General features: G+C 57.0%; 31 protein-coding genes. 16 read left to right on the plus strand and 15 right to left on the minus strand.

All coding sequences use genetic code 11. From position 1 onward, the window contains the following. The first annotated feature begins 26 nt into the window (after nt 1–26). From era to AC2FJE_RS10310, 3 genes are all read left to right on the plus strand, one after another. Nucleotides 27–935, plus strand: a complete 909-nt coding sequence (gene era / locus AC2FJE_RS10300; RefSeq protein WP_108861276.1) for a GTPase Era — start codon at nt 27–29, stop codon at nt 933–935. Next, entirely contained in the window at nt 932–1,261 is a 330-nt protein-coding gene (locus tag AC2FJE_RS10305) for a DUF1491 family protein (RefSeq protein WP_058278940.1), read from the plus strand. The genes era and AC2FJE_RS10305 overlap by 4 nt, the downstream gene beginning before the upstream one ends. A 104-nt stretch (nt 1,262–1,365) precedes the next feature. Next, entirely contained in the window at nt 1,366–1,689 is a 324-nt protein-coding gene (locus AC2FJE_RS10310) for a SemiSWEET transporter (protein WP_472724352.1), read from the plus strand. Nucleotides 1,690–1,717: 28 nt separating this feature from the next. On the opposite strand, the gene AC2FJE_RS10315 is transcribed toward AC2FJE_RS10310, so the two are convergent. Further along, nucleotides 1,718–2,023 carry an NIPSNAP family protein gene (locus tag AC2FJE_RS10315; RefSeq protein ID WP_058278938.1) on the minus strand — a complete coding sequence of 102 codons (306 nt, stop codon included), beginning with the start codon at nt 2,021–2,023 and terminating at the stop codon, nt 1,718–1,720. Between the two features lie 277 nt (nt 2,024–2,300). Here AC2FJE_RS10315 and AC2FJE_RS10320 point away from each other — a divergent pair, with 277 nt between their 5' ends. Together AC2FJE_RS10320 and recO are read left to right on the plus strand one after the other, a co-directional pair. After that, complete coding sequence (locus AC2FJE_RS10320; RefSeq protein ID WP_496760919.1) at nt 2,301–3,200, plus strand: hypothetical protein; 900 nt, start codon at nt 2,301–2,303, stop codon at nt 3,198–3,200. A 96-nt stretch (nt 3,201–3,296) separates the two neighbouring features. After that, a complete protein-coding gene (recO, locus tag AC2FJE_RS10325; protein ID WP_058273270.1) occupies nt 3,297–4,022 on the plus strand; it encodes a DNA repair protein RecO in 726 nt (241 codons plus the stop codon). Here recO and AC2FJE_RS10330 read toward each other — a convergent pair. The 3 genes from AC2FJE_RS10330 to AC2FJE_RS10340 form a co-directional block, all read right to left on the minus strand. After that, entirely contained in the window at nt 4,006–4,398 is a 393-nt protein-coding gene (locus tag AC2FJE_RS10330; RefSeq protein WP_496760920.1) for an META domain-containing protein, read from the minus strand. The two genes, recO and AC2FJE_RS10330, sit on opposite strands and share 17 nt — an antisense overlap. A gap of 49 nt (nt 4,399–4,447) precedes the next feature. Beyond that, nucleotides 4,448–5,002, minus strand: a complete 555-nt coding sequence (locus AC2FJE_RS10335; protein WP_496760921.1) for a hypothetical protein — start codon at nt 5,000–5,002, stop codon at nt 4,448–4,450. A 217-nt stretch (nt 5,003–5,219) separates the two neighbouring features. After that, entirely contained in the window at nt 5,220–6,911 is a 1,692-nt protein-coding gene (locus AC2FJE_RS10340; protein WP_496760922.1) for an acyl-CoA dehydrogenase family protein, read from the minus strand. Nucleotides 6,912–7,056: 145 nt separating this feature from the next. On the opposite strand from AC2FJE_RS10340, the gene AC2FJE_RS10345 reads away from it, so the two are divergent. Then, nucleotides 7,057–7,821: a sulfite exporter TauE/SafE family protein gene (locus tag AC2FJE_RS10345; protein ID WP_496755542.1), complete on the plus strand. Its 765-nt coding sequence runs from the start codon at nt 7,057–7,059 to the stop codon at nt 7,819–7,821. Here AC2FJE_RS10345 and AC2FJE_RS10350 read toward each other — a convergent pair. The 3 genes from AC2FJE_RS10350 to AC2FJE_RS10360 form a co-directional block, all read right to left on the minus strand. Continuing rightward, nucleotides 7,818–8,282, minus strand: a complete 465-nt coding sequence (locus tag AC2FJE_RS10350; protein ID WP_496698571.1) for a hypothetical protein — start codon at nt 8,280–8,282, stop codon at nt 7,818–7,820. The two genes, AC2FJE_RS10345 and AC2FJE_RS10350, sit on opposite strands and share 4 nt — an antisense overlap. A 111-nt stretch (nt 8,283–8,393) precedes the next feature. Beyond that, nucleotides 8,394–8,684: a hypothetical protein gene (locus tag AC2FJE_RS10355; RefSeq protein ID WP_058273655.1), complete on the minus strand. Its 291-nt coding sequence runs from the start codon at nt 8,682–8,684 to the stop codon at nt 8,394–8,396. A 369-nt stretch (nt 8,685–9,053) separates the two neighbouring features. Continuing rightward, nucleotides 9,054–10,652, minus strand: coding sequence for a phosphoenolpyruvate carboxykinase (locus AC2FJE_RS10360; protein ID WP_058273265.1), 1,599 nt, complete (start codon nt 10,650–10,652; stop codon nt 9,054–9,056). 347 nt (nt 10,653–10,999) lie between these two features. Here AC2FJE_RS10360 and AC2FJE_RS10365 point away from each other — a divergent pair, with 347 nt between their 5' ends. Genes AC2FJE_RS10365 through AC2FJE_RS10395 form a run of 7 tightly spaced genes read left to right on the plus strand, consistent with a single transcriptional unit; the run spans nt 11,000 to nt 16,413 of the window. After that, complete coding sequence (locus AC2FJE_RS10365) at nt 11,000–11,704, plus strand: response regulator transcription factor (RefSeq protein WP_170561191.1); 705 nt, start codon at nt 11,000–11,002, stop codon at nt 11,702–11,704. Nucleotides 11,705–11,736: 32 nt separating this feature from the next. Next, nucleotides 11,737–13,446 carry a sensor histidine kinase gene (locus tag AC2FJE_RS10370; RefSeq protein ID WP_496755541.1) on the plus strand — a complete coding sequence of 570 codons (1,710 nt, stop codon included), beginning with the start codon at nt 11,737–11,739 and terminating at the stop codon, nt 13,444–13,446. A 3-nt stretch (nt 13,447–13,449) separates the two neighbouring features. Continuing rightward, nucleotides 13,450–13,920 (plus strand): HPr kinase/phosphorylase, encoded by a 471-nt coding sequence (locus tag AC2FJE_RS10375; protein WP_496755540.1) that lies wholly within the window; start codon nt 13,450–13,452, stop codon nt 13,918–13,920. Then, nucleotides 13,917–14,798 (plus strand): RNase adapter RapZ, encoded by an 882-nt coding sequence (rapZ, locus tag AC2FJE_RS10380; protein ID WP_282169898.1) that lies wholly within the window; start codon nt 13,917–13,919, stop codon nt 14,796–14,798. Before AC2FJE_RS10375 ends, rapZ begins: the two co-directional genes overlap by 4 nt. Next, entirely contained in the window at nt 14,795–15,187 is a 393-nt protein-coding gene (locus AC2FJE_RS10385; RefSeq protein ID WP_058273260.1) for a PTS sugar transporter subunit IIA, read from the plus strand. The genes rapZ and AC2FJE_RS10385 overlap by 4 nt, the downstream gene beginning before the upstream one ends. A 17-nt stretch (nt 15,188–15,204) precedes the next feature. Continuing rightward, the gene (locus tag AC2FJE_RS10390) at nt 15,205–15,474 is read left to right on the plus strand and encodes an HPr family phosphocarrier protein (RefSeq protein ID WP_058273259.1); all 270 of its coding nucleotides are present in this window, start codon (nt 15,205–15,207) and stop codon (nt 15,472–15,474) included. A gap of 39 nt (nt 15,475–15,513) precedes the next feature. Continuing rightward, the gene (locus AC2FJE_RS10395; RefSeq protein WP_109312295.1) at nt 15,514–16,413 is read left to right on the plus strand and encodes a lysophospholipid acyltransferase family protein; all 900 of its coding nucleotides are present in this window, start codon (nt 15,514–15,516) and stop codon (nt 16,411–16,413) included. Between the two features lie 50 nt (nt 16,414–16,463). Here AC2FJE_RS10395 and AC2FJE_RS10400 read toward each other — a convergent pair whose 3' ends face one another. Then, on the minus strand, nt 16,464–17,339 hold the full coding sequence (locus AC2FJE_RS10400; RefSeq protein WP_058273257.1) for a 3-hydroxybutyryl-CoA dehydrogenase: 876 nt from the start codon (nt 17,337–17,339) through the stop codon (nt 16,464–16,466). A gap of 162 nt (nt 17,340–17,501) precedes the next feature. On the opposite strand from AC2FJE_RS10400, the gene AC2FJE_RS10405 reads away from it, so the two are divergent. Then, nucleotides 17,502–18,323 (plus strand): DUF6473 family protein, encoded by an 822-nt coding sequence (locus AC2FJE_RS10405; protein ID WP_496755539.1) that lies wholly within the window; start codon nt 17,502–17,504, stop codon nt 18,321–18,323. Nucleotides 18,324–18,387: 64 nt separating this feature from the next. On the opposite strand, the gene AC2FJE_RS10410 is transcribed toward AC2FJE_RS10405, so the two are convergent. The 6 genes from AC2FJE_RS10410 to AC2FJE_RS10435 form a co-directional block, all read right to left on the minus strand. Next, nucleotides 18,388–19,317: an electron transfer flavoprotein subunit alpha/FixB family protein gene (locus tag AC2FJE_RS10410; protein ID WP_496755538.1), complete on the minus strand. Its 930-nt coding sequence runs from the start codon at nt 19,315–19,317 to the stop codon at nt 18,388–18,390. After that, a complete protein-coding gene (locus AC2FJE_RS10415) occupies nt 19,317–20,075 on the minus strand; it encodes an electron transfer flavoprotein subunit beta/FixA family protein (RefSeq protein ID WP_058278923.1) in 759 nt (252 codons plus the stop codon). Before AC2FJE_RS10415 ends, AC2FJE_RS10410 begins: the two co-directional genes overlap by 1 nt. Before the next feature lie 264 nt (nt 20,076–20,339). Beyond that, the gene (locus tag AC2FJE_RS10420) at nt 20,340–20,912 is read right to left on the minus strand and encodes a cob(I)yrinic acid a,c-diamide adenosyltransferase (protein ID WP_496698583.1); all 573 of its coding nucleotides are present in this window, start codon (nt 20,910–20,912) and stop codon (nt 20,340–20,342) included. Then, nucleotides 20,913–21,116, minus strand: coding sequence for a twin transmembrane helix small protein (locus AC2FJE_RS10425; RefSeq protein WP_058273252.1), 204 nt, complete (start codon nt 21,114–21,116; stop codon nt 20,913–20,915). 80 nt (nt 21,117–21,196) lie between these two features. Further along, entirely contained in the window at nt 21,197–22,024 is an 828-nt protein-coding gene (locus tag AC2FJE_RS10430; protein ID WP_113791295.1) for an SDR family NAD(P)-dependent oxidoreductase, read from the minus strand. 69 nt (nt 22,025–22,093) lie between these two features. Then, nucleotides 22,094–22,705, minus strand: coding sequence for an SH3 domain-containing protein (locus AC2FJE_RS10435; protein ID WP_496698586.1), 612 nt, complete (start codon nt 22,703–22,705; stop codon nt 22,094–22,096). Nucleotides 22,706–22,907: 202 nt separating this feature from the next. On the opposite strand from AC2FJE_RS10435, the gene AC2FJE_RS10440 reads away from it, so the two are divergent. Further along, nucleotides 22,908–25,256 (plus strand): DNA topoisomerase IV subunit A, encoded by a 2,349-nt coding sequence (locus AC2FJE_RS10440; protein WP_282120875.1) that lies wholly within the window; start codon nt 22,908–22,910, stop codon nt 25,254–25,256. Between the two features lie 97 nt (nt 25,257–25,353). After that, complete coding sequence (locus tag AC2FJE_RS10445; protein WP_058273249.1) at nt 25,354–25,947, plus strand: hypothetical protein; 594 nt, start codon at nt 25,354–25,356, stop codon at nt 25,945–25,947. Here AC2FJE_RS10445 and AC2FJE_RS10450 read toward each other — a convergent pair. Continuing rightward, the coding region (locus tag AC2FJE_RS10450; RefSeq protein WP_282153203.1) for a hypothetical protein at nt 25,944–26,137 on the minus strand (194 nt) is incomplete at its 5' end. The two genes, AC2FJE_RS10445 and AC2FJE_RS10450, sit on opposite strands and share 4 nt — an antisense overlap.

The following is a 26,137-nucleotide window of genomic DNA, read 5'->3' on the forward strand; positions in this document are numbered from 1 at the left end:
CACTTGCAACCAGGAACGCCAGACACATGACCACACGCGCCGGATTTATCGCCCTGATCGGAGAGCCCAACGCAGGCAAATCCACCCTGCTGAACCGCATGGTCGGGGCCAAGGTTTCGATCGTGACGCATAAGGTTCAGACGACCCGTACCCGCATTCGCGGTGTGGCAATGGAAGGCGATGCGCAGCTGGTCTTTGTAGACACACCCGGCCTGTTCAAACCGCGTCGTCGTTTGGATCGGGCCATGGTTGCCGCGGCCTGGGGCGGAGCGGCGGATGCAGATGTCGTCGTTCTGATGATCGAGGCACATCGCGGCATCACCGAAGGGGTCGAGCGTATCCTCGAAGGTCTGGAAGAGATCGGGCAGGGCCGAAAGGTTGCGCTGGCGATCAACAAGATCGACAAGGTCCAGTCTGAGGTGCTGCTGGCCCTGACAAGTGACTTGAACGCACGCTACCCGTTTTCCGAAACCTTCATGATTTCCGCCGAAAAGGGCTATGGGGTTGACGATCTGCGCAAATGGCTGGCTGCGGAATTGCCCGAAAGCCCGTGGCTGTATCCCGAAGATCAGATCGCCGATCTGCCCCTGCGCATGATCGCGGCTGAGATGACGCGCGAGAAACTGACCCTGCGCCTGCATCAGGAGTTGCCCTATCAGCTGACGGTCGAGACCGAAAACTGGGAAGAGCGCAAAGACGGCTCTGCCAAGATCGACCAGATCATCTATGTCATGCGCGACGGTCACAAAGGCATCGTGCTGGGCAAAAAGGGCGAGACGATCAAGGCGGTCAGCCAAGCCGCGCGGGCCGAACTGGAAGAATTCCTGGACCGCAAGATCCACCTGTTCCTGCAGGTCAAAGTGCGCCCGAACTGGCTGGAGGAATCCGAGCGTTACTCGGAAATGGGTCTGGATTTCAAAGACGGTAATGCATGACTCGCCTGACGGCTGATTTCTGGGTCCACGCCTACCTGGCACGGCTACGGTTTCAGGAAATCCCGGCTTTTGTCGTGGCACATGGCGACGACACAGCGGGCGCGGTGTTGGTCAAACTAAACACTTTGGACGGGCAAGCGGTGGCGTTCCAACGCAGTTTTGATCTGATGAGCGGTGAACGCAAATGGGTCGAGCTTTCCTCCGGCGCCGAAGCAGAGGTTGACGATGCCATCTCCCGGCAACGCAGTTTTGACCCCGATCTTTGGGTGATCGAGGTCGAGGACCGGCAGGGTCGGCATCTGCTGGGTGATGAGGGATTGGACTAGCCCGCCGTTCAACGGGTCTTGGTCGCTCGGACCAAAACGTCTATTTTACCCGCACTCTGTCGGCGAGGATCGCCGCACCGTTTGAATAGATAATAGGTGTATGTATGGCCGAAACACTCGCTGAAAAGCTTGAAAAATCAGAACTTGGTCATTGGATGCATCGGTTTGAAGGCTTCATGATCTTCATTGGCATTGTCGGCCCTTTTGCCACGCTGCCGCAGTTGATCAAGCTGTACTTCACGCATTCACAACATGCGACCGGCCAGTCTCTGCTGTCTTGGTCGCTCTTTGCTGTGCTGTCATTCTTATGGTTCGCCTACGGGCTGGTGGTCGGCAAGCTGCCTATTTACGTGGGCAACGGTATCTCGATGGTGCTGAATGTCCTGATGGTTCTGGGCATCCTGATCCACGCCGGTTTAACGTTTTGACCAGCCGCCACGATCCGGTGCCAAGGCGTCACCAGCCGCTGCTTTTAAGCGTGATATCGTGCCCGGTGGTGGTCAATGTTTCACCGGCGAATTGCTTTACTTTGGGTGCGAAGGCCTGAAAATAGGGTTGCGATTGCACATGAGCCAATGTCTCGGCGCTGTCCCAGCGGCCCCAGTGAACCCGGGACTTTCCGTCATCAGCGACCGCAACCTGATAGGTGAATTTTCCGGCCGCCTCAGGGTCGGCGTTGATTGCCTCGATAAATGTGCGGATGGTGGCCTGCCATTCGGCTTCGTTGCCATCGAAGGAATATGTAATGGTTATGCCTCGCATCGTGACCTCCTGTTTAACTATGTTGTTAAATAAAGGGTGGCAACCCCGCGTTGTCAAGGAAACGAGATTGGTAACTTATTGACCATAGATGGGAGTTACAGCGCAATCTCAGGTCTTTTCTGGCGGCCATTGTTTAGGTGGTGAGCAAAAACCAGTGCGCAGGGTTTGTCTTCGACTTCGCTGTCACACTCCACAATTCAGTTCCCTTCAATCATTTGATCGTGTCCGACAGAATGCTATCTGAGTTGTGTCCTTGCCCCTATCGAGTTGAAAAAAGATGAAAACCTTCACTTTGGCCTGCTGTTCAACGATCCTTGTCTTGGGCATGGTGACTTCGCCCACCTTTGCGCAGCAGAGGTTGGGGTGGGTTTATCAAATCGATGGGTTGGCCGCTTATCAAAGCAACGCGAACCTGAGTGAAGGCGGGGAGTTTTCGGCCAGCCGCGCGTTTTTGCGAACAACCGCTTTGTACAATCTGAATGGTGGAACCTCGGTTGGGCTGTCAGCAAGCATCGGCAGGTTCGATTACAACTTTAGTCAGGCGGAGAACCAACCGTGGGAGGACATCCGCGACATCAGAATCTCTGTTCCACTTCGATTTCGTGCCGGCAATACTGCAAGCGTTTTCGTGTCACCGCAGGTCCGCTGGGACTACCAGAGCGGCGCTGATGCGGCGGACGGCAGAACTTATGGTGTCTTTGCTGGTATTGCCTGGAAGTTAAGCGAGAGCCTGACCATCGGCCCTGCGTTTGGAGCGTTTTCGCAGTTCGAAGACGATGATATCGATTTTTTTCCGGCGCTTCTGGTGGATTGGGATATCAATGACCGTTGGAACCTGAATACCGGCTCGGGGATTGGCGCAACGCAGGGGCCGGGGTTGACACTCAGCTATGCGCTGAATGACACGATGACCCTCGGCCTTTCTGCTCGCTCTGAGCGCATTCGGTTCCGGCTTGACGAGGAAGGGCTGGCCCCAAACGGGATAGGTGAGGACAAAAGTATTCCAGTGGTGGTTTCCTTTGGCTACAATCCCAATCCCGGCATTTCGCTGAACGTTTTCGCAGGTGCTGAATTGGATGGGCGTCTTACACTGGATGATGCGAACGGCACGGAACTCAGCCGCCAAAACTATGAAACCGCGCCGTTGGTTGGGGTGGCCTTCAGGGCCCGGTTCTAATTCCAAAGACCAGTTGGATGCCTGCGCCCTTGCGGATGTTTCCGCCTTGCGGTCTGTTGCAAACCGGGGGCGAGCCTGAGACGAAAGGAGCCTGATTTGGACTGGCGCGATCACGGCATCCTTCTGACGTCTCGTCGGCATGGCGAAACGGCGGCGATTATCGAGGTCTTCACCGAAGGCCACGGTCGTCATGCAGGCGTCGTACGCGGCGGCACCAGCCGCAAGATCGCCCCGATCCTGCAACCCGGTGCGCAGCTTGATGTTTTGTGGCGGGCGCGGTTGGAAGAACATCTTGGCGCTTTTCAGGTTGAACCTTTGCGTTCACGCGCAGCAGCGGCATTTTCGGGTCGGATGGCGTTGGCAGGATTGAACGCGTCCGTTGCGCTGTTGTCCTTTTGCCTGCCCGAGCGTGAACCGCATCCAGCGATCTACAAACAGACCGAACAGTTGTTGGATCTGCTGGGGCAGGACGAAATCTGGCCGCTAGCTTACCTGCGCTGGGAATTGGCGTTGCTTGAAGAACTGGGCTTTGGCCTGGACCTGTCGGCCTGTGCTGTGACAGGGGCGGCGGATGGGTTGGTCTATGTCTCCCCCAAGACTGGTCGAGCCGTTAGCGCCGATGGTGCTGGCGAATGGGCGGATAAGCTGTTGCCCCTGCCACCCTGTTTGCGCGGTGAGGGGCAAGCGCCGGACGCTGAGATTGCCGCAGGGTTGAAAACCACCGGTTACTTTCTGGAACACCATCTAGCCCCGTCCCTGGGGCATAACCCCTTGCCGGATGCGCGGGCAAGATTTGTGGATCAGTTCACTCGGCGGCTTTAAACACCATCTCGTGCTCGTCATCATTGCGCAGTATCAGCAAGTCGCCTGATACTTCGGACTGCGTCATCGCAATCAGCGCAGCGAAATAGAAGCCTTCGGCCTCAAGCCCCGCACAGGCCGCACGTGTTGCGGTCAGGTCCATAATCTCGAACCAGGGGTAGGGCGCGTTCAGGGTGCCGCTATAGCTGTTGCAAGGGGCGTTACCCGCGATCTTGCCCTCTTCGGGGAACCGCAACGTGGCGATGGCCTCGAAAGGCTGTCCGTCGATTTCCTGCAGCACCCAAGTCTGGTCCGCGGCGCCGTAGGCGGCAACAGATTCGTCCCTGTCGCATTGAAACAGAGCAATCAGGGGCAGTGTCAGGATCAGGCGTATCATACGGGTGTCTTACTTTCTTACCGGTGCCGAGGGAACCGGCGAAGCCAGCTTAGTAGGGGATCTCACCGCTGATAAGTTCTTCGCGAACGTCCAGGCGCGGCCGCCAATTGTATCTGGTGTCGTCAGTTACCAGATCCCAAAACAGTGCACCGCTGTTGCGCCATGGATCAAGGATGATGCCATCTTTCATCGTGTCTCCTTTGGCGCTGATAGCGGCAGAATGGTGGATGATCCGAAAGGCGGTTGGGGGCGACGTAGCCCAGTGCACGTCCAAAGTTCGGAAGTTTTCCTGCTGCAGGCGGCGGGTCATGGCCTGCGCCCAGTCGTTGCACAATCCCTTTTCCCGGAACCCGTTGATGACCTTGGCGTTATGGATAATCGCCGGGTCTGTGACGTTCCAATCCCGCTTCAGTTGCTGCGAATAGGTGTAGGCGATGGTGGCGGCCTTTTGTGCCTCGGCGGGATCGACTTGGGGTCCAAGGTTTTCGATCGCCAGTGCCAGCTCGTCTACCTCGGTGTAGCCCGCCACAGGCTGGGTTGTGGCGCATCCGCCCAGTATCAGGGCTGCAACGGTCGCCCAAAGCGCAAAAAATAGTCGGGTCATTCTGTCATCACCATCCTTGGGCCCGGTTTGGGTCGCAGCGTGCCCTAAAGGGGTTTCAACAAAAAGCAAAGGGGGAAGTTTTTTCGCTCGAGGATCAGAAAAGGTCTCTATCCTGTCACAGAACAGACGGCGTGAATTTCAAACTGGGGTTCGGAACAAAGAAAATGACCCGGCACAAGACCGGGTCTAGTTGGGGAAACGGGATGCCTAATTCCGGTTAGCCCAGCAAACGCCGTGCAATAACCTGTGCCTGAATTTCGGCAGCCCCTTCAAAAATATTTAGAATGCGCGCGTCACACAGAACGCGGCTGATCTTGTATTCCAGCGCAAAACCGTTTCCGCCATGGATCTGCAGACCGTTATCCGCCGCAGCCCAGGCCACACGGGCACCAAGCAGCTTGGCCATGCCGGCCTCAAGGTCGCAGCGATGACCGTGGTCTTTTTCCCAGGCTGAGAAATATGTCAGCTGACGTGCGATCATGATTTCGACCGCCATCATGGCCAGTTTGCCGGACACGCGGGGGAAGTTGATCAGCGACTTGCCAAACTGTTTGCGGTCCAGCGCGTATTGCATCGCGATATCCAGCGCGCTTTGGGCCACACCAATGGCGCGGGCAGCGGTTTGAATGCGTGCGCTTTCGAAGGTTTCCATCAGCTGTTTAAAGCCTTTGCCTTCTTCACCGCCCAAAAGGTTCTCGCCCTTGACCTTGAAGCCGTCAAAGCCCAGCTCGTATTCCTTCATCCCGCGATAGCCCAGAACTTCGATCTCACCGCCGGTCATGCCGGGTGTGGGGAAGGGGTTCTCATCCGTGCCCGGGGTCTTTTCCGCAAGGAACATGGACAGACCGCGGTGATCGGTGGTGTCCGGGTTGGTCCGCGCCAGCAGCGTCATCACATGGGTCCGTGCCGCGTGAGTGATCCAGGTCTTGTTGCCGGTGATCTCATAGTCACCGTCCGCGTTCTTGACCGCACGTGCACGCAGGCTGCCCAGATCCGAGCCGGTGTTTGGTTCGGTGAAAACTGCGGTCGGCAGAATTTCGGCGCTGGCCAGTTTTGGCAGCCAGTTGGCTTTTTGTTCATCGGTGCCGCCCGCGATGATCAGCTCGGCCGCGATCTCGGAGCGTGTACCAAGAGAGCCCACGCCGATATAACCGCGCGACAATTCCTCGGACACGACGCACATCGAGGCTTTGGACAAGCCGAAGCCGCCAAATTCTTCGGGGATGGTCAGGCCAAAAACACCCATTTCCGCCAGTTCCTCGATGACTTCCATCGGGATCAGTTCGTCTTTGAGGTGCCAATCATGAGCGTGGGGCTCGACCTTTTCGACCGCATAGCGGCGGAACTGGTCGCGGATCATCTCGAGTTCTTCATCCAGGCCTGAGGCGCCGAACATAGTGGCACCGGCCTGATCTTCCATCAGAGCCACCAGCCGTGTGCGGGCGGCCTGAGAATTGGCCTGTGCCATCAGCGTTTGAATTTCGGGGATCTGAAATCCGGAAAGCGCGTCCCAGCCAAGACCCATGTCCTGCAGGCGCACGACTTCGCCCTGGTTCATCGGAATGCCGCCCGCAACCTGGTGCAGGTATTCGCCAAAGGCGATTTGGTGCAGCAATTGTTCGATCTCGCCGAACTTGCCATCGGCCTCCAGCGCCTCGGCCCAGCGTTGCATCTGTTTTAGGGACTGAGAATATGTGGCCAGCCATGACAAGCCATGGGCGGCAGTTTGATTGGCTTCGATCAAGGCACCGGATACACGGCCATCAGCGGAAACCATACCGCGCACCGACTCACGCGCACGCTCAAACACTGTTTCAACGGCGGGTGCGGCCGCACGGGTCAGCGTCAGAAGATCGGGCAAAATCGCAGGTGTCGTCATCTGGGTCATATCCTGTCCGTCATGGGCCATGAATCGTGTCCTTTTCTCGTGTCGTCTGGTCATATCATGCTGCACGTGCAGCGCAACAAAAATACGTATTACGTTGCGAAAAAGTTCTAATATTTCTCGAGCGTTTTTGCAGTGCAGCGCCCGTCAGGAATGATATCAGGGGGCCATGACATTGTTTTCTTTACTACCTCCACAGGATCTTCTGCTGGCTCTGAGCGTTGCGTTTCTGGCTGGGTGGGTCAAAGGTATCGTCGGTTTTGCCATGCCGATGGTTATGGTTTCAGGGTTGAGTGTCTTTCTACCGCCCGAGCTGGCCATCGCGGGTCTGATCCTTCCGACACTGGTAACTAATGTCTTTCAGGCTTTGGGACAGGGTGTTTCCGCGGCCGTGTCGTCGGTCAGGGAGTTTCGCATCTTTTTAATCGTGGGTTTGGTGTTCCTTCTGGCCGGAGCCAAGCTGGTCACTTTGGTACCGACATCGACCTTCCTGTTGATGATTGGCGTTCCGGTCACGTTCTTTGCCTTGATCCAGGTCCTGGGTGTGAAGTTGGCGCTGAAAGAACCATCGGCCCGTGTTGAGGTTCTCATAGGGGCCGTCGCAGGATTTGTCGGTGGTATGTCTGGTATTTGGGGGCCACCAACAGTGGCGTACCTGACGGCTCTGAACACGCCGAAAGCCGTGCAAATGCGGGTGCAGGGGGTCATTTATGGGCTGGGCGCAATTGCCTTGATGGTCGCCCATATGGGATCAGGTATCCTGCGGGCCGACACCGCGCCGTTTTCGGCTGCCCTGATCGTTCCGGCGGTGATCGGGATGTGGGTGGGCATGCAGTTGCAATCGAGAATCGATCAGGCGCTGTTTCGAAAAGTGACTTTGGTTGTGTTGTTGGCCGCTGGGTTGAACTTGCTGCGCCGCGGTCTGATAGGTTAAGTTCTGCGGTCCATAAACCGAAACGCGAAGTAAAGCCCCAGCATCAAGAAAAACAGCCCCGAGATATCGCCGATCAGAAAGGCGATGTACTCTACCCCTGCGCTGCCAAAACTCATGTTTGTCATAGCGGATGCCAGGAACGACGTGATCACGCCGACACCCATGACGCACAACCAGCAGGGTTTGCGATCGGGTCTGGGGAACAAGTCCCAACCTGCCCACTTGAGCAAGTAGAACACGGTGGGAACCGTTGTGACCGCGATGACAATTGCCAACAAGCGGCTGGGCAAAAAGACATCTGCACCCCCCAGGAATGCAAAGACTGCAAAGACGCCCGGCAACAATGCGAAAATCGCACGCCACCCTAATAGCCACGCCGCCAGGACCCGAACCCCGTGAGGTAGGAACAGCAGGCTGGCCCGGCTTGGATATTCCGGAAAGAACACGTTTTGCAGCGGCATCAAGACCTCAAAGGTGAGGAATGATGCAACTATGTAAGCCAATGAGGCGAAGAAAGTGTCAGAGGCCCATCTGCGCACGATGATTAGCCATCAACACGCAGGTTGGCGGTGTCACCTGGGCGCATGTACGATATACCGCCCCCGGTTGGCGTTGCCGCTTTGAGACAGATAGCCTTTTTGGACCAGCGACTTCAGCGCACGGAAAAATGTCGGGCGCGAGACGCTTTGAACAAGGGTATGCTCGATCAAACCGAACGTACGGACTTCCTGATCGGCTTTCGACAATTCTTCAGCCGCGTAGTAAATGTCACGCTCAACCGGAGAGAGTTGTTCCAGCCCAAGCGTCCGTTCCATACTCTGCATCAATTTGCGAAGTTCGGTCAGTTTCGAGATTTCCGTCATTTGTTTACCTGTCGTTTTCCCTGTCGCCTTTCGCGCTAAAGCGAAAGTTAGAAACTCGCCGAAACTGAATTTTTTCAGCACGTCTCATGTTGACACCCATCCCCGATGGATTACACTAGATATCTGATTAGGTTGCTCAAATCGCGAATGTGAGTGCGCGCTCATTGAGTGTCCCCAAGGTCTTTTTACTTCCTGCCCGGTGCGAAAGCGCCGGGCTTTTACGTCATAATGACACAGTGGAGTACTGCAATCTGCTGCAGCGGGCAATGAATTTGTATATGCAAGGTGCATTATACAACCACAAGAAGATTACCGCGAAGTTACTCGTCTGTGGGAAGAGGAAGGGGGCGAAAACCGCCCCCTTTGATATCAACCGATTGCGACGGCTTTGATGTCATCGTCAATAAAGGGCAGATACTGCTCGAAGTTCTCGGCAAACATCTGCACCAGTTTTTCAGCCTGCTTGTCAAATGCTGCCTGATCATCCCAAGTGCGGCGCGGATCCAGCAGAACTTCGGCAACGCCGGGAACCGAGACCGGGACGTCAAAGCCGAAATTAGCATCCTTACGGAACTCGGCGTCGCGCAGCGATCCTTCCAAGGCAGCTGTCAGTAACGCGCGGGTTGCGCGGATCGGCATCCGGCTGCCAACGCCATAGGCGCCGCCGGTCCAGCCGGTGTTTACCAGCCAGCAGGTCGCCCCATGCTGGGCGATCTTGTCGCGCAACAGGTTGCCATACTCTTCCGGGCGACGCGGCATGAAGGGCGCGCCAAAGCAGGTTGAGAAGGTGGGCTGAGGCTCGGTGACGCCACGCTCGGTTCCTGCAACTTTCGACGTGAAGCCAGACAGGAAGTGATACATCGCTTGTGCCGGTGTCAATCGCGCGATCGGAGGCAGAACACCAAATGCATCACAGGTCAGCATGATGATGTTCTTGGGGTGCCCACCCAGCGCGCTGCTCGAGGCGTTCGAGATATACTCAAGCGGATAGGCGCAGCGCATGTTCGCGGTCAGCGAGTCATCCTCGAAATCCAGCTCCTTGGTTTCGGGGTCAAAGACCATGTTCTCGATCACAGTGCCGAATTTGCTGGTTGTCGCATAGATTTCCGGCTCGGCTTCAGCGTTCAGATTGATGGTCTTGGCATAGCAACCGCCTTCGAAGTTGAAGGTGCCGCGATCCGACCAGCCATGTTCGTCATCGCCGATCAACGTGCGGGCAGGGTCTGCAGACAGGGTGGTCTTGCCGGTGCCAGACAGGCCAAAGAACACGGCGGTGTCGACCGGGTTGCCAACGGCGTGATTGGCCGAGCAATGCATCGGCATCACGCCTTTTTCAGGCAGCATGTAGTTCAACAGGGTGAAAACCGATTTCTTGTTCTCGCCCGCGTATTCCGTACCGCCGATCAGGATCATCTTGCGGTCGAAGTTCAGCGCAATCACGGTCTCACTGTGGCAGCCATGCTTGGCCGGGTCGGCCTGGAAGCTGGGGCAGTTGATGACGGTGAAATCTGCAATGAACTCTTCCAGATCTTCGCGATCCGGACGGCGCAGCAAGTGGCGGATAAACAGGTTGTGCCATGCCAGTTCGGTGACCATGCGCACATTGATCGAATAGGCAGGATCAGCGCCGCCGACGAGATCCTGCACGAAATAATCACGGCCCTTCATATGCTCGAGCATATCGGTATACAGCGCGTCAAAACCCTCGGGGGTCATCGCGGCGTTGTTTTCCCACCAGATGGTATCGGCAACACTGTCGGTTTTGACGACGTGTTTGTCCTTGGGCGAACGGCCGGTGAATTTGCCGGTGGTAACCAGAAAGGCTCCGCCATTGCCAAGAGTGCCTTCGCCGCGCTTCAGCGCCTCTTCGATCAGCGCCGGTTCCATGAAGTTGTAATAGACATTGCCCAGACCCTCGATGCCCTGATCTTCGAGGCGGAATTGCGGGTTAACCCGTCCAGATGTCATGCGTTTCTTCTCCTGTGGCGGCGCGCCGGCAGTTGGGCCGGGGGCGCTCTTGGGGCAGTATACCGGGAAAAACCGGCGGATGCGCGGGTCTTAACATGGTCGTTTGGGGCATGAACAGGACGGTTTGGCGCAGTTAGCGCAACCAAGTCAAAGTTTAGCGCCACCACTAATTTCCCGCCAGAAAACAAGGCGCTTTTACGCGCGTATTAACGGCTTTTTTGCCGCATCTGTGTGACAACAATCGCACGATTCGCAGATACGGATTGATTCGCAGCCATAAAAACGACAAAGATGCCCTACTAATAAGCGAATTATTGCGTGAGTGAGCAGGAATAGGGGTTAACCCGATGTCGAAGATTGCATTGGTGGACGACGACAGAAATATTCTGACGTCCGTATCCATGACGCTCGAAGCCGAAGGGTTCGAGGTTGAGACTTATAATGATGGGCAGGCAGCGCTGGACGCTTTCAACAAGAAACTGCCCGATATGGCTGTTCTGGACATAAAGATGCCGCGGATGGACGGGATGGACCTGTTGCAGCGGCTTCGGCAGAAAACCCAGATGCCGGTGATTTTCCTTACATCCAAGGATGACGAAATTGACGAGGTTCTCGGCCTGCGGATGGGCGCGGACGACTACGTCAAGAAACCTTTTTCTCAGCGTCTATTGGTTGAACGCATCCGCGCACTGCTGCGCCGGCAAGAGGCGACGACTGGCGATGTGACAACCGCCAACACAGGTGATGCCAAGGTTATGGAGCGCGGCGATCTTCGGATGGATCCACTGCGCCACGCGGTCAGCTGGAAGGGCTCGGACGTTTCTTTGACCGTGACCGAGTTCCTGCTGTTGCAAGCGCTGGCCCAGCGACCGGGCTTTGTCAAAAGCCGCGATCAGCTGATGGATGTGGCTTATGACGATCAGGTCTATGTGGACGATCGTACGATCGACAGTCACATTAAGCGACTGCGCAAGAAAATGCGCGCCGCAGATCCCGAGTTTTCGGCGATCGAAACACTGTACGGAATTGGGTACAGGTACAACGAAGAATAGGCGTGGCCATATACTAGGGGTAACCGGGTCTCGTGCGCGATACAGAACAAGCCAGCGAATTGCGGGACGGTGATGTCGTTCTGGGGGATGATTGGGTCATCCCACAGGATCCCGAGTCAGCCGAACTTCGGCACGCGCGCCGCCGCCGCGGCCTGTTTGCAATGCGCGGGTCGCCGCTTGCGCGCAAGATCATCACGCTCAACCTGATCGCCTTGGTGACGCTGGTCACCGGGTTGCTGTATCTGGACGATTCCCGCGATGAGCAGGTTCAGCAGACCGCGCGTAACCTGATCGGGGATGCGCAACTGGTCAGCAACGTGTTCGAAGCACAACTGCGCCAAACAGCGTCCGGCCTGTCGCAAGATGCCGGCGCACTGGATGTAAAGGACACGCTGGAGGGCCTTGCCCTACCCCAAGGGGGCGAAGTCTTTGTCTATGACGAGCGGGGAACTCTGATTGGATGGGCGCGTGGCGCAGCATCCGAGCAGGCGCTGTTGGCGTCCGAGTCCGAGGTTCAGACCGGCAGTACTTTGATCAGCGACGCCTTGAACGCCGTGTGGACGGGTTTGTCGCGAGTGTTTACCGCCACAGAACCCAGCGAAGCGCCTACGCTGGCGCAACGGGTTCAGACCATAGTACCCGGCGCGCTGCAGGGGCAGATGCAGGTGCAGGCCGTCAAGGATGACTTTGGCGAAACGGTCATCGTTGCAGCCGCTCCGATCCTGCAGGATGGCGTCGCCGTGGGGGCCGTTGCCATGGCCGGTCCATCCGGAGAGATTGACGCCCTCGCCCGTCGCGAGCAGGAGCGCATCCTTCAGATGTTTGTTGTCGCGCTTCTTGTGTCGATCGGACTTAGCCTTGTTCTCGCCTCAACCATCGCAAACCCGTTGGCGGATCTTGCGGCAGCCGCCGAACTGGGTAAGGATCGGGGCGCCGGAGTGAACCCCGGCCGTATCCGCATCCCCGACCTGACCGCGCGTCCGGATGAAATCGGTCTGCTAAGCCGCGCGCTGCGGGGCATGGTGACCGCGCTGTACAACAGAATTGACGCGAACGAACAGTTCGCCGCTGATGTCGCGCATGAAATCAAGAACCCTCTGGCCAGCCTTCAATCTGCTGTGGGAACGTTACGAATGGTCAAACGCGATGACCAACGTGAAAAACTGATGGGTGTGATCGAACATGACGTTCGCCGCCTGGACCGTCTGGTCAGCGATATCTCGAACGCGTCCCGTCTGGATGCCGAACTAGTCAAGGAAGAAGAACAGCCGTTTGATCTGGTGAAGCTGGTTGGAAATATCAGCCAGCATCTGGGTGAAGATGCACGGGCCAAGGGGATCGACTATATAACCGATCTGCCGTCCAATCCGATCACAATCAACGGGCTGGAGGCGCGACTGGCGCAGGTCTTTGTCAACTTGATCACCAATGCCACCTCGTTTTGCGAGGAAGGCGATGCGATCCGTGTCTGGGTCCGGCGGCGCGAAAACAGGGTGCTGGTCGTGGTCGAAGACACCGGTCCCGGTATTCCGGAGCAGGCCCTGACCAAGGTCTTCAAAAGATTCTATTCCGAGCGTCCCGCCGAGCACTTCGGAAATAACTCGGGCCTGGGGTTGGCAATCTCCAAGCAGATTGTCGAAGCACATGGTGGTGTGATCTGGGCCGAAAACATCCGGCCAACCGATGCCGATATCACCTCGGACCCACTAGGCGCGCGCTTTGTAGTTGGCTTGCCCGTGTAAATCATGAGCGCCCCGTCAATCTATGATCTGGAAAAACAGGACAGTGCCATACTCCACGCCAGCTGCGTGGCTGTAGGCGGGCGCGGTCTGCTGATTGTTGGCGCGTCAGGAGCGGGAAAATCAGAGCTGGTCTTGCAGATGATGGCGCTGGGTGCTGAACTTGTCGGCGATGACCGCGTGGCTTTACGCAATAACGGCGGTGAAGTGACTGCTGATGCGGCCCCAAATATCCGCGGCGTTATTGAGGCCCGCGGTATCGGATTGTTGCGCGCGCCACCCGTAGGACCAGTGGGCTTGCGCTATGTGGTGGATCTGGACCAGCGGGAAGAAGCACGTTTGCCAGATCCGATCTCGATTCGAGCCCTTAGGCAAACTGTGCCCTTGCTTCGCGGGCGCGGCGTTCCCAACTTGGCTTCGGCATTGATGCAACTGATGAAAATGGGGCGCGTGAACCCGGAATGGCCCAGCAAATGAAACAACAGCGGCGGATCGTTCTGATCACCGGCCCTTCGGGCGCTGGGCGGACAACGGCGATCCGTGTGCTTGAAGACTTGGGGTTCGAAGCCATCGACAATTTGCCGATGGGGCTTTTGATGCGTTTGTTGGACGGTTCGGAAAACGATCGGCCAATGGCGTTGGGCATCGATGCCCGAAATCGCGATTTCTCGACCATCGGGTTCATTGATCTTGTTATGCGGCTGCGGCGGACCGAGCAGGTCGAGCTGACAGTTCTCTATTTGGATTGCCGAAACGAAGTGCTGTTGCGGCGGTTTTCGGAAACCCGAAGGCGCCATCCGGTTGCGGCCAATGCAGGCCCTGAAGCCGGTGTATTGCAGGAAAAAGAGTTGTTGGCCCCGATCAGAGAAATTGCGGACATTCTGATCGACACCAGCCAGATTAACGTTCACCAGCTACGCAAGGAGGTCGAGCATTGGTTCGCTCCGGAAGGCGGTCGACATCTGGCGGTATCCATCGAATCTTTTTCGTACAAACGCGGCTTGCCGCACGGATTGGACATGGTTTTTGATTGCAGGTTTCTGGCGAATCCCTACTGGCGTCCGGAATTGCGAGCCGAAGATGGTCGAAACCAGGACGTGGCGCGCTATGTACAGTCTGACGCGAATTACGCGCCGTTTTTTGACCGTGTTGTCGATCTGCTGAAATTGTTGCTTCCGGCCTACCGCGCCGAAGGCAAAGCGCATCTCTCGGTGGCCTTCGGGTGTACTGGAGGGCAACACAGATCGGTCGCAACTGCAGAAGCGGTCGCAAAGGCCCTTGCACAGGGGGGGCAGCAAGTGGCAATTAGGCACCGCGAAATGGAACGACGATCGTTGAATGAGAGGCCGGATTGATCGGGATCGTACTCGTAGCACATGGCGGGCTGGCTCAGGAATATCTGGCCGCAATGCAGCATGTTGTCGGAAAGCAACCGGGCCTGGCCGCAATCTCGATTGAGGCTGACCACGACCGGGAAGCCAAGCAGTCAGAAATCTGCACCGCCGCTGACGGTGTCGATGTCGGCGACGGTGTGGTTGTCGTCACGGATCTATTCGGCGGCAGCCCGTCGAATCTAAGTCTGAAGGCCTGTGCGCCGCAGGATCGGCGTATTCTTTACGGTGCAAATCTGCCTATGCTGATTAAATTGGCCAAAAGTCGCCACCTGCCGATCGGGGATGCGGTTCGGCGGGCGATGGAGGCTGGACGCAAATATATCAATGCCCAAAACGTGACGTTAGATTAAGACCGGATTGATTAAGAATGACCAACCGAAGCTTGAAAATAATCAATGAAAAAGGCCTGCACGCCCGCGCCTCGGCTAAGCTGGTCGAAGTAGTTGAGGGGTTTGACGCGCAGGCAGAGGTGTCCAAAGACGGACTTTCTGCATCAGGGGACAGCATCATGGGTCTTTTGATGTTGGCAGCGTCTCGCGGAACGACTATTGACGTCGAGACGTCCGGACCGGATGCTGAGGCGTTGGCGGATGCATTGGAAACCCTTGTGAACGGAAAGTTCGGGGAAGGGTTCTAATCCTGCCAGTCGCGATACGAAGAACGGGAAAACCAGGAATTGGCGCAAACGACGCACGAGACCAAGACAGGCCCGGTGGTGGACGGGACGGAAGATCAGGGCGAAATCTATGATCGTAGAACCCTGACCTATGCGAATTCCTTCGACGATGCCTGGACGTCTACAGCTATCCGCGCCATCGAATGGTGTACGGGTAAGCTAACCATTCTGCGGATGGTCAATAAGTTCGAAAAAAAGAACGAATACTATCGTGGTCAAAGGTTCTGGGGCGGTGCGCTTGAGGTCATGGGAATCAACTTGACCACGCCGCAGGACCAATATGCAAATATCCCGAAAGAAGGGCCTGTGATCGTCGTGGCCAATCACCCGCATGGCATGGTCGACGGCATGATACTGGCCGAATTGATCGGGCAGGTTCGGAATGACTACCGCATCCTGACCCGCTCGGTCCTGACCGGACTGGATGAGGCCGCGACCTCGTTCATGATCCCGGTTCCTTTTCCACACGACCCCGAAGCGCAAGCCAAAATGCTTGAGATGCGTGGCAAGGCGATGGAACACCTGAAGGAAGGTGGCGTGGTTGCGCTGTTCCCGTCGGGTGTGGTGATGTCCTCGGACGACTGGTTCGGTCCTGCGCAAGAGCAGGAATGGAATGTGTTTACCGCCAAGATGATCCGCCGATCCGGCGCGCAGGTGGTTCCGATTTTCTTCCCCGGCAGCAATTCACGCGCCTATCAGATTGCCAACAAGCTGTCGCCGATCCTACGACAGGGGCTGCTGCTGCATGAGATCGTTCGCTCTTGCAACAAACCGCAATCTCCGGTGATTGGCGAGCCGATTTCGGACGAGGATATGAAGCTGCTGGAAAGTGATCCGCGCGGTTTCATGGCGTGGCTCAGAAAACGCACAATGGCGCTTGGTAAATCACGCGATTCCTGATCCGCTCTTCATTTGGCTCATAATATCCCGGGCGAGGGGGCTGGGCCCCGTTAGCGCGTTGGGACCGGTGTTTCACCTCTGTAATCATAAAACCCGCGTTCGGTCTTACGGCCAAGCCAGCCGGCTTCGACGTATTTTGTCAGCAGTGGGCAGGGCCGATACTTGGTGTCTGCCAACCCGTCGTGCAACACGTTCATAATCGCCAGACATGTGTCCAGCCCAATGAAATCAGCCAGTTCCAGCGGACCCATTGGATGGTTTGCGCCTAGCCGCATCGATTGATCAATCGACTGCACGCTGCCGACCCCTTCGTAGAGAGTATATACGGCCTCATTGATCATCGGCATCAGGATGCGATTCACGATGAAGGCCGGGAAGTCTTCCGCGCTTGCTGCGGTTTTACCAAGCCGGTCCACAACCGCTTTACACGATTTGAACGTCTCTTCATCCGTGGCAATCCCCCGGATCAGCTCGACCAGCTGCATCACGGGCACCGGGTTCATAAAGTGGAACCCCATGAAGCGTTCCGGCCGATCCGTTCGGCTGGCCAGGCGGGTAATCGAGATTGAGGACGTGTTGGATGTCAGAATCGTATGGGGCAGAAGATGCGGCTGCAGGTCTTCGAAAATCGCCTGTTTGATTGCTTCCCGCTCGGTCGCGGCTTCGATCACCAGATCGGTCTGACCTAACTGGGGCAGCTCCAACGTCGTGTTGATCCGGCTCAGTGTGGCTTGCATCATTTCGTCCGAGATTTTGCCTTTTGATGCTTGTCGGGCCAGATTGCCTTCAATCGTCGCCACGGCGCTGTCCAGCGCGTCCTGCGAGACATCGTTCAGCAGAACGTCATACTCTGCCAGCGCCAGAACATGAGCAATGCCATTGCCCATCTGACCTGCGCCAATCACTCCGACCGATTTTACATCCATGTTCAGGTGCCTTTGTGTCTCGGGATACGGCGACAGTATCGACAGATCGGGGCGGGCGGCAAGGGGATCCGACCGTTCGATTTTGCTTCAAATGCGCACATTAGGATTTTCTCAAGACTTGCGGCTGCAAGATGGCAACCGGGTGAAAAATGGGTGAGTGATATGAGCTATCATCAAACAGGCTCGGGGGGACCCGGGCATGAGGTTTGCCAATATGAAGGATCGCGGCTGTGGTTTCGCGGTGCTCGGCGTGTTCTGGATCAACCCTACGCAGCTTGCGTTGGCGGGGATGAGACATTTGGGCGATTCGTCGACCGACCATTCTCAGCTATTCTCGAAGACCGGCTTGAAAGACGCGTTCTGAACTTTGGATGCCTGTTCAGCGGCGTTGACGCGTTGTGCGATGACATGGGGTTGTGCAATTTGCTAAGGGGCGCAGATCTGTGCGTCATGCAGGCGCCAGGGCTTCTTGGGCAGTCCAATCGTTTTTATCGCGTTCATTCCAGGCGCAACGACCGGTTTTTGGCGCCAACGAAGGACTTGATCAACCTGTATCCCGAAATCGACTTCACCGAGATTCATTTCGTGCGCCACCTGATGACCTGCCTGCAAAAGGTTCGCGACGCGCGCATCGAAGTTGTTCTGGACGAACTGCGCCGAAACTGGGTTCGGAAGATTGGTGAATTTTTGCAAGGCCTCGAAACCCCGGTGATCCTCTTGCGGCTGCAGGTCCTTCGAGGAGAGCAGGGCGCGCATCACATTGACTTCGCCGATGTCGACGTAACGGATCAGATGATCCAGGTCGTTGGCAAATCCTGCACGGATATCGCCGACGTCAAAACCCATGTGTGCGGCCAGTCTGACGAGATTGAGGACATGTTGTTCGGTACACTGCAACAGCCAATGGCAGAGCACATGATTGGCCCAGCTGCCCATCGGGCGATTGCGGCAGCTTTGATGGGACCAATACGCAATCTGCATTAATAAAAAAAGGCCCGCCAATTAGCGGGCCTTTCCAAATTTCGCGATGAAAAAGCTAAGCCAGCGGTTAGCCGAGTTTCTCGGTCAGTTCGGGTACGGCCTGGAACAGATCTGCAACCAGTCCGAAATCCGCAACCTGGAAGATCGGCGCTTCTTCGTCCTTGTTGATCGCAACGATGACTTTCGAGTCTTTCATACCAGCCAAGTGCTGAATCGCGCCCGAGATGCCGATCGCGACATACAGGTCGGGTGCAACAACCTTACCGGTCTGACCGACCTGCCAGTCGTTCGGTGCATAGCCCGAGTCCACGGCGGCGCGCGATGCGCCAACTGCGGCACCCAGCTTGTCAGCAAGACCTTCGATCAGTTTGAAGTCCTCTTCCGAGCCGACACCACGGCCGCCCGAGACAACAACGCCAGCCGAGGTTAGTTCCGGACGATCGCTCGCGGCAACTTTGTCCTCGACCCATGACGATAGACCTGGGTTGTCACCGACCGAGATGGTCTCAACCGCAGCCGAGCCGCCTTCGCCAGCCGCGTCAAAGGACGCCGTACGGAAGGTGACGACTTTTTTGGCATCGCGTGACTTCACGGTCTGGATCGCGTTGCCCGCATAGATCGGACGCTCAAAAGTCGAGCCGTCAACCACGCCAGATGCATCCGAGATCACCATCGCGTCCAGCAGGGCTGCAACGCGCGGCATCACGTTCTTGGCGTCAGTGGTGGCAGGAGCAACGATGTGCTCATAACCATCAGCCAGACCGACGATCAGGGCCGCGGTCGATTCAGCCAGGCGGTGGCCCAGCGATGCGTCTTCAGCGACCAGTACCTTGGACACACCGTCGATCTTGGCGGCGGCTTCACCGGCAGCAGCGGCAGAACCGCCCGCGGCCAAAACGGTGATGTCACCCAGTGCCTTTGCGGCAGTGACAGCCTTGGCGGTGGCGTCCATCGCCAGTTCGCCATTGTTGACTTCTGCGAGAAGAAGAACAGCCATTACACAGCCCCCGCTTCTTTGAGTTTCTCAACCAGCTCATCAACCGAGCCGACGACGATACCAGCAGCACGTGCCGGCGGCTCTTCGGTTTTGACGACTTCCAGACGAGGGGTGACGTCGACGCCGTAATCGGCGGCGGTTTTCTCGTCCAGCGGCTTTTTCTTCGCCTTCATGATGTTCGGCAGAGACGCATAGCGCGGCTCGTTCAAGCGCAGGTCAACAGTGACGATGGTCGGCATCTTGACGCTGATGGTCTGCAGGCCGCCGTCAACTTCACGGGTGATCTTGGCGCTGTCGCCTTCGATGTCCAGCTCGGACGCGAAGGTGCCTTGCGACCAGCCCAGCAGGGCCGACAGCATCTGACCGGTAGCGTTCATGTCGTTGTCGATCGCTTGCTTACCAGCCAAAACGATGCCGGGTTGCTCTTCCTCGACCACTTTGGCCAGGATCTTGGCAACGGCCAGCGGTTCGATGTCTTGATGGACGTCATCGGCGGCAACAACCAGAATGGCGCGGTCAGCGCCCATGGCCAGTGCGGTGCGCAGGGTTTCCTGCGATTGCTTGACGCCAATCGAAACCGCAACGATTTCGTCAGCCTTGCCTGCTTCTTTCAGGCGAATCGCTTCTTCCACAGCGATTTCGTCGAACGGGTTCATCGACATTTTGACATTGGCGAGATCAACACCGCTACCGTCCGCTTTCACGCGAACTTTCACATTATAGTCAATCACGCGTTTGACAGGCACGAGTACCTTCATTTTGCGCTTGCTCCTCACAAAAAACGGTAAGCCGCGAAGCGACTCCACCAATGCTCTCGGGGGACTGAATAGCGTCTCAGTTCACGCTGCAACAGGGCAAAATCGTCACGTCATGAACTTGAGACGTCGCGTTTCATGTATTTTGACGCAACGGCGTGAAATTTTATTGCTTTGGTGGCCGGTGCCAGAGCTTTAGGCCCCACCCGTTTGGCTGGGGTTTTGCTTTGTTGGTCGCTGCAGGATCCGCCGGATCCCGCGCCGCCTTCAGCGGTTTGCGCCCGGAACCCACAAAACGTCCGCAGTGCCGTTTTCGTTGGCGCAGCGGGCGGCAACAAAAAACCAGTCACTCAGACGATTGAGGTATTTTACCGCGAATGCGTTCACGGGCTCCATGTTGGTCAGCTCGACCGCCAGACGCTCGGCGCGGCGGGATACGGTTCTGCAAACATGCAGATTCGCTGCCAAACGCGACCCGCCGGGCAAGATGAAGCTGCGCAGCGGCTCTAGCGTTTCGTTCATCACGTCAATCTCGGCTTCCAACCGATCAATCTGAGATGCAACGATGCGTAGGGGCGGGTAGTCCGCCTCGGCGTCTTTTTCCATGTCGGGGCGACAGAAATCTGCGCCCAGATCGAATAGGTCGTTTTGAATACGCGCCAGGGCGGCATCGACGTCGCCTTCCGCCTCGATCCGAGCAACGCCAACAAATGCGTTCAGTTCGTCAACGGTCCCATACGCGGCTACGCGACCAGAATACTTGGCGACACGTTCGCCGTTGCCCAGGGCAGTTTTTCCATCATCGCCGGTGCGGGTGTAAATCTTGTTCAGAACGACCATTTATTGAGCTCCTTGTCCGCGCAGGTAGACGTAGAGCACGATCAGCACCACAGCAATGAACTGGAACAGGATGCGAAGACGCATCATCTTGTTGCTTTTCATCGCAGCAGCTTTGCCGCTTTTGCCGAAATTGGAGATGCCGATCGCCAGCACGACGACAACCGCCGCCATGGCCAACAGCAAAATGACCATCAAAAGGTCCATAAGCACACCGTCCGCGTTTCTTGTTTCGTTTGGCTATCATCTAGCCTCATGTACATGAAAAGCGAACGGGTAATTTCGCCTCAGACGTCCGACAGAATGCGGTCGATGGTGCGGGTGGGCAAAAGGCGGCGCAGATAACCGGCGATATAGGTTGGCGTGGTGACATAGTAGCGCGCGCGCGGTCTCTTTGATTCAACCGCATGGGCTAGCTTGTCGGTCACCGCTGATGCGGGCAGTTCGAAACGGTCCGGGCCTGAGGATTCGTACAGTCTTTTCAACAGCGAAGCCTCGTACTTTTCGCGCAGGGCGGAGTTCTCCCAGTTGATGAAACGCTCGAAGAAGGGGATCGAATTCTCGCGGATTTTCGACGTGATTGGGCCGGGTTCGATCAGGATGGCCTTGATATTCGTTCCGGCAAGTTCCAGACGCAGCGTGTCGGTAAGGCCTTCAATGGCATACTTTGTGGCGACATATGCGCCGCGCCATGGGAAGGCCACCAGGCCCAGAACCGACGAATTCTGAACGATTCGCCCGTGCCCCTGCGCGCGCATGACCGGAATCACCAGTCGGGTGAGTTCATGCCAACCAAAGAAGTTGGCCTCGAATATCACGCGGAGTCCTTCGGTCGGCAGATCTTCAACTGCGCCGGGCAAGCCGTGCGCTCCGTTGTTGAACAGCGCATCCAGCGTGCCTCCGGTGGCCTCAAGCACTTCGGTCAGGCCCGAGGCGATACTTGCGGCGTCGGTATAGTCGATGCGCGGGCTTTCAAAGCCTTGCGCGCGCAGCCGGTCGCAATCACGCTGCTGGCGGCAGGACGCAAAGACACGCCAGCCGCGCGCACGCATACCGTGTGCCGCGTCCAGACCGATGCCGGATGAGCAGCCGGTGATAAGAATGGTTTTCTGCATGATCTTCCTGACCTTCAATTCAGGCCAAAGCTATTGCGAGGTGTGGGTCAGGACAATGACGGTGCAGCGTCAGTTTTGAATTTTTCGAACCAGTGAGGCGGAAATCCAACCGACCTGTTGCGCGGGCAACACGCGCAGGCGCAGCCAGCCGGTTCCGGAATCGCTCAGTACTTCGACCTTTTGTCCGATGGCCGCTTTGCCGACAATTGGGTATATGGTGCCAGGCCCATCGCGCATGTTCACCCGCGTTCCCGAGATTTCGCGGATGTCTTTTTCAGGTTCGGGAATCGCCGCGGCCTCTGATGTTTCCGGCAGGGGCGCATTATCGGTCTGACGCAATCCCGCCACGCCATCTTCCAGCGAAGCAAGCGTGATGTTTGCGCTCTGATCATCGAACACCGAGATGCCGGACAGAGACTGAAGGCTGGCTGGTTCGGCCACGATTTGCACGATCTCTTCGGGTTCAGGTTGGGGTTGAGCACGCACGGTCGGAGCCCGTACGGCCACACTGGTCACAAGTTCTTCTACCCGGGTGGGTGCTACCTCCGCAGGTTGGGGTACAGAAGCAACGCGCACGGGTTGATCGCTCCGCAAGCCGCGCGGTTCGAAATCTGGTCCGCCGCTCATAACGTAAAAACACCAGCCAAGTGCGGTGAAAGTCAAAATAATAAGGCGCGTCATGGCGCATCCCCCAGGTCAATCGTTAGGTACAAGAAATTGGCAGCAGTCTAATGAAGACAGCCTACCATATTTCGCGGTCCGAGTCGAAAACCGGGGGAATTCCGGGACTTGTCTCCCCCTGTTGCAAAAAGCGCGACTTGTCCTCAGCAAAATCTAAGCTGATTGCTTTACCAGCGCGCGCTTGCGGCGTATCACATCATATATGAACGATACGATAGACGACCCCAATATGGAGGCCCCCGACAATGGGGGCGAGATAGCTGAACCGCTGCGCCGCGCGATTGGCGAACGCTATCTGACCTATGCGCTGTCCACCATCATGCACCGGGCATTGCCCGATGCGCGCGATGGGCTGAAGCCTGTGCACAGGCGAATCCTCTATGCGATGCGCGAGCTTCGACTCAGCGCAACGGGCGGGTTCCGTAAATCCGCGAAGATTTCCGGCGACGTGATGGGTAACTATCACCCGCATGGCGATGCCGCGATCTACGATGCGATGGCGCGTCTGGCGCAGGATTTCAACGTTCGCTACCCGCTGGTCGACGGGCAGGGTAACTTTGGCAATATCGACGGTGATAACCCGGCGGCCTCACGTTACACAGAGGCGCGGATGACCATCGTGGCCGAAGCGTTGCTTGAGGGGCTGAACGAAGACGCCGTCGATTTCCGCGACAACTATGATGGCACTCTGTCCGAGCCGGTCGTACTGCCGGCGCAGTTTCCGAACCTGCTGGCCAATGGGTCCAGCGGAATCGCGGTGGGCATGGCAACGAACATCCCGCCGCACAATATTGCCGAGCTGTGTGATGCCTGTCTGCATCTGATCAAGGTGCCGGATGCCCGCGATGATACGTTGCTGAACTATGTGCCGGGTCCGGACTTCCCGACCGGTGGCATTATCGTCGAGCCCCCAGAGAATATTGCGCAGGCTTATCGAACCGGGCGTGGATCTTTCCGTCTGCGGTGCAAATACGAGGTCGAAGATCTGGGCCGCGGCCAGTGGCAGATCATTGTCACCGAGATCCCTTATCAAGTTCAGAAATCCAAACTGATCGAAAAGATCGCGGAACTGATCCAGACCAAGAAAATCCCGATCCTTGCCGACGTACGCGACGAATCCGCAGATGACATCCGCCTGATTCTCGAACCGCGCTCCAAGAACGTGGACCCTGAGGTTTTGATGGGCATGCTCTACCGCAGCTCGGACCTTGAGGTGCGATTCAGCCTGAACATGAACGTGCTGATCGACGGGGTGACGCCCAAGGTCTGCTCGATGAAGGAAGTGCTGCGCGCTTTCCTTGATCACCGGCAAGAGGTGCTGCTGCGCCGTTCGCGTCACCGTATGGCGAAGATCGACCACAGGTTGGAGGTGTTGGAAGGCTTTATCGTCGCTTTCCTGAACCTGGATCGTGTGATCGACATCATCCGCTACGACGACGACCCCAAAGCCGCGTTGATGCGTGAGGATTGGGGCATCGACCATATCCGCGCCACCAGCGAGGCCGACTATGTCTCGCCCAAGCCGGGCGAGGGCGAATTGTCCGAGGTTCAGGTCGATGCGATCCTCAACATGCGCCTGCGCAGCTTGCGCCGTCTGGAAGAGATGGAACTGGTCCGCGAACGTGACGCATTGATGTTGGAACGCGCCAATCTCGAGGACCTGCTGGCCGACCCGGCCCTGCAATGGGCCAAAATCGCCGAGCAGTTGAAAGAGACCAAGAAGACCTTTGGCAAAGACTATGAAGGTGGCGCGCGCCGAACCCAATTCGCCGAAGCCGGGCAGGTTGAAGAAGTGCCGCTTGAGGCAATGATCGACAAAGAACCGATCACGGTCGTCTGCTCTCAGATGGGCTGGATTCGCGCCATGACCGGTCACATCGACCTTAAGCGCGAGTTAAAGTTCAAGGACGGCGATGGCCCGCGTTTCATATTCCACGCTGAGACGACTGACCGCTTGTTGGTGTTTGCATCGAACGGGCGTTTCTACACGCTCAGCGCCGCCAATCTGCCGGGTGGGCGCGGTATGGGCGAACCGCTGCGCCTGATGGTAGACCTGCCGAACGAGGCGCAGATCATAGACATCCTGATCCACAAACCAGGGCGCAAGCTGTTGGTGGCGTCAGACGCGGGCAACGGGTTCATGGTGCCCGAAGATGATGTGTTGGCCCAGACCCGCAACGGTAAGCAGGTGCTGAACGTCAAAGCCGATGAGACGGCGATGATCTGTAAGCCCGTTTCGGGCGATCACGTCGCGGTTGTGTCGCAGAACGGCAAGTTCTTGGTGTTCCCAGTGGAAGAGCTGCCCGAAATGGGTCGCGGTAAGGGCGTACGCCTGCAAAAATACAATATGGCGCGCGGCCGACAGGGGACACTGGAACTGGATGGTGGCCTGTCCGACATCACGACCTTCAACTGGGAAGAGGGGCTGAGGTGGTCCATGGGCGGTGACAAGACCCGGCACGAGGCGGACATGTCACAGTGGCTGGCCAAACGGGCCAGCGTTGGGAAAAAAGCGCCTTATGGTTTCCCGCGCGACTATAAATTTTCGTGAGTAAGCGCGCAGGCAAGTGGATTTCTGCCGATACGGCTTGGCACAAGCCGTATCGTTGCGCTAGATCAAAGAAAAACAGGCATATCGAGACGAGAACATGTTGCGAGCTTTGACCCTGATTACCGGACTGGCCCTGATGGGCGCGTGTACGCAGACACAGGTTTACGAAGAGCCTGAGTCGCTGGGCGAATTCAAATTGCGCGTGAATTATGCCTTTGCTGAAAAGGCCCGGAAGGGGCCAGTATCGCGGGAAGCGACGCCCAAAGAGTGGGAAGACGCTATTCAGAACGCCGTCAATATTCGGCTTGGCAGGTATGAGGGTGCCCAGGAATACGACATAGGAATCAGTCTTGAGGGGTTTATGCTGGCCCCTCCGGGTGTGCCGGTGATCTACAACCCCAAAAGCACGGCAATCGTTCTGGTGAATGTTTACGACGTGCGCAAAAAAGAGTTTCTGGCTAAAGGCAAACAGTTCCAGGTTCTTGAAGACACGACCGGTGAAAGCGCACTTACAGGATCCGGGCATACCCGCACCAGAGAAGAGCAAATGGACGGTTTGGCCCTCAAGGTTGCCGATCGTGTCGAGGAATGGCTGGCCGAGGAACACAAGGACAACGGCTGGTTCGACAAGCGCCCCGACTTGATCCAGCCGTTGGAATCCGTCGAGGTCACCCAAAATCCGGCGTCTTAACCAGCTTTTAACGCAGGATGTGCTTGATTTTCCCCTTTGAACCAAATATCTCGCGCGCGCAGATGTAACCACGGGACCACGGGTCCCCCCAATCGCAAAAGGGCGCCTGAGGAATGGCAAAGGAAAAGTTTGAGCGTAATAAGCCGCACGTCAACATCGGCACGATTGGCCACGTTGACCACGGCAAGAC

The organism is Ruegeria sp. CDSC002, assembly GCF_059610905.1.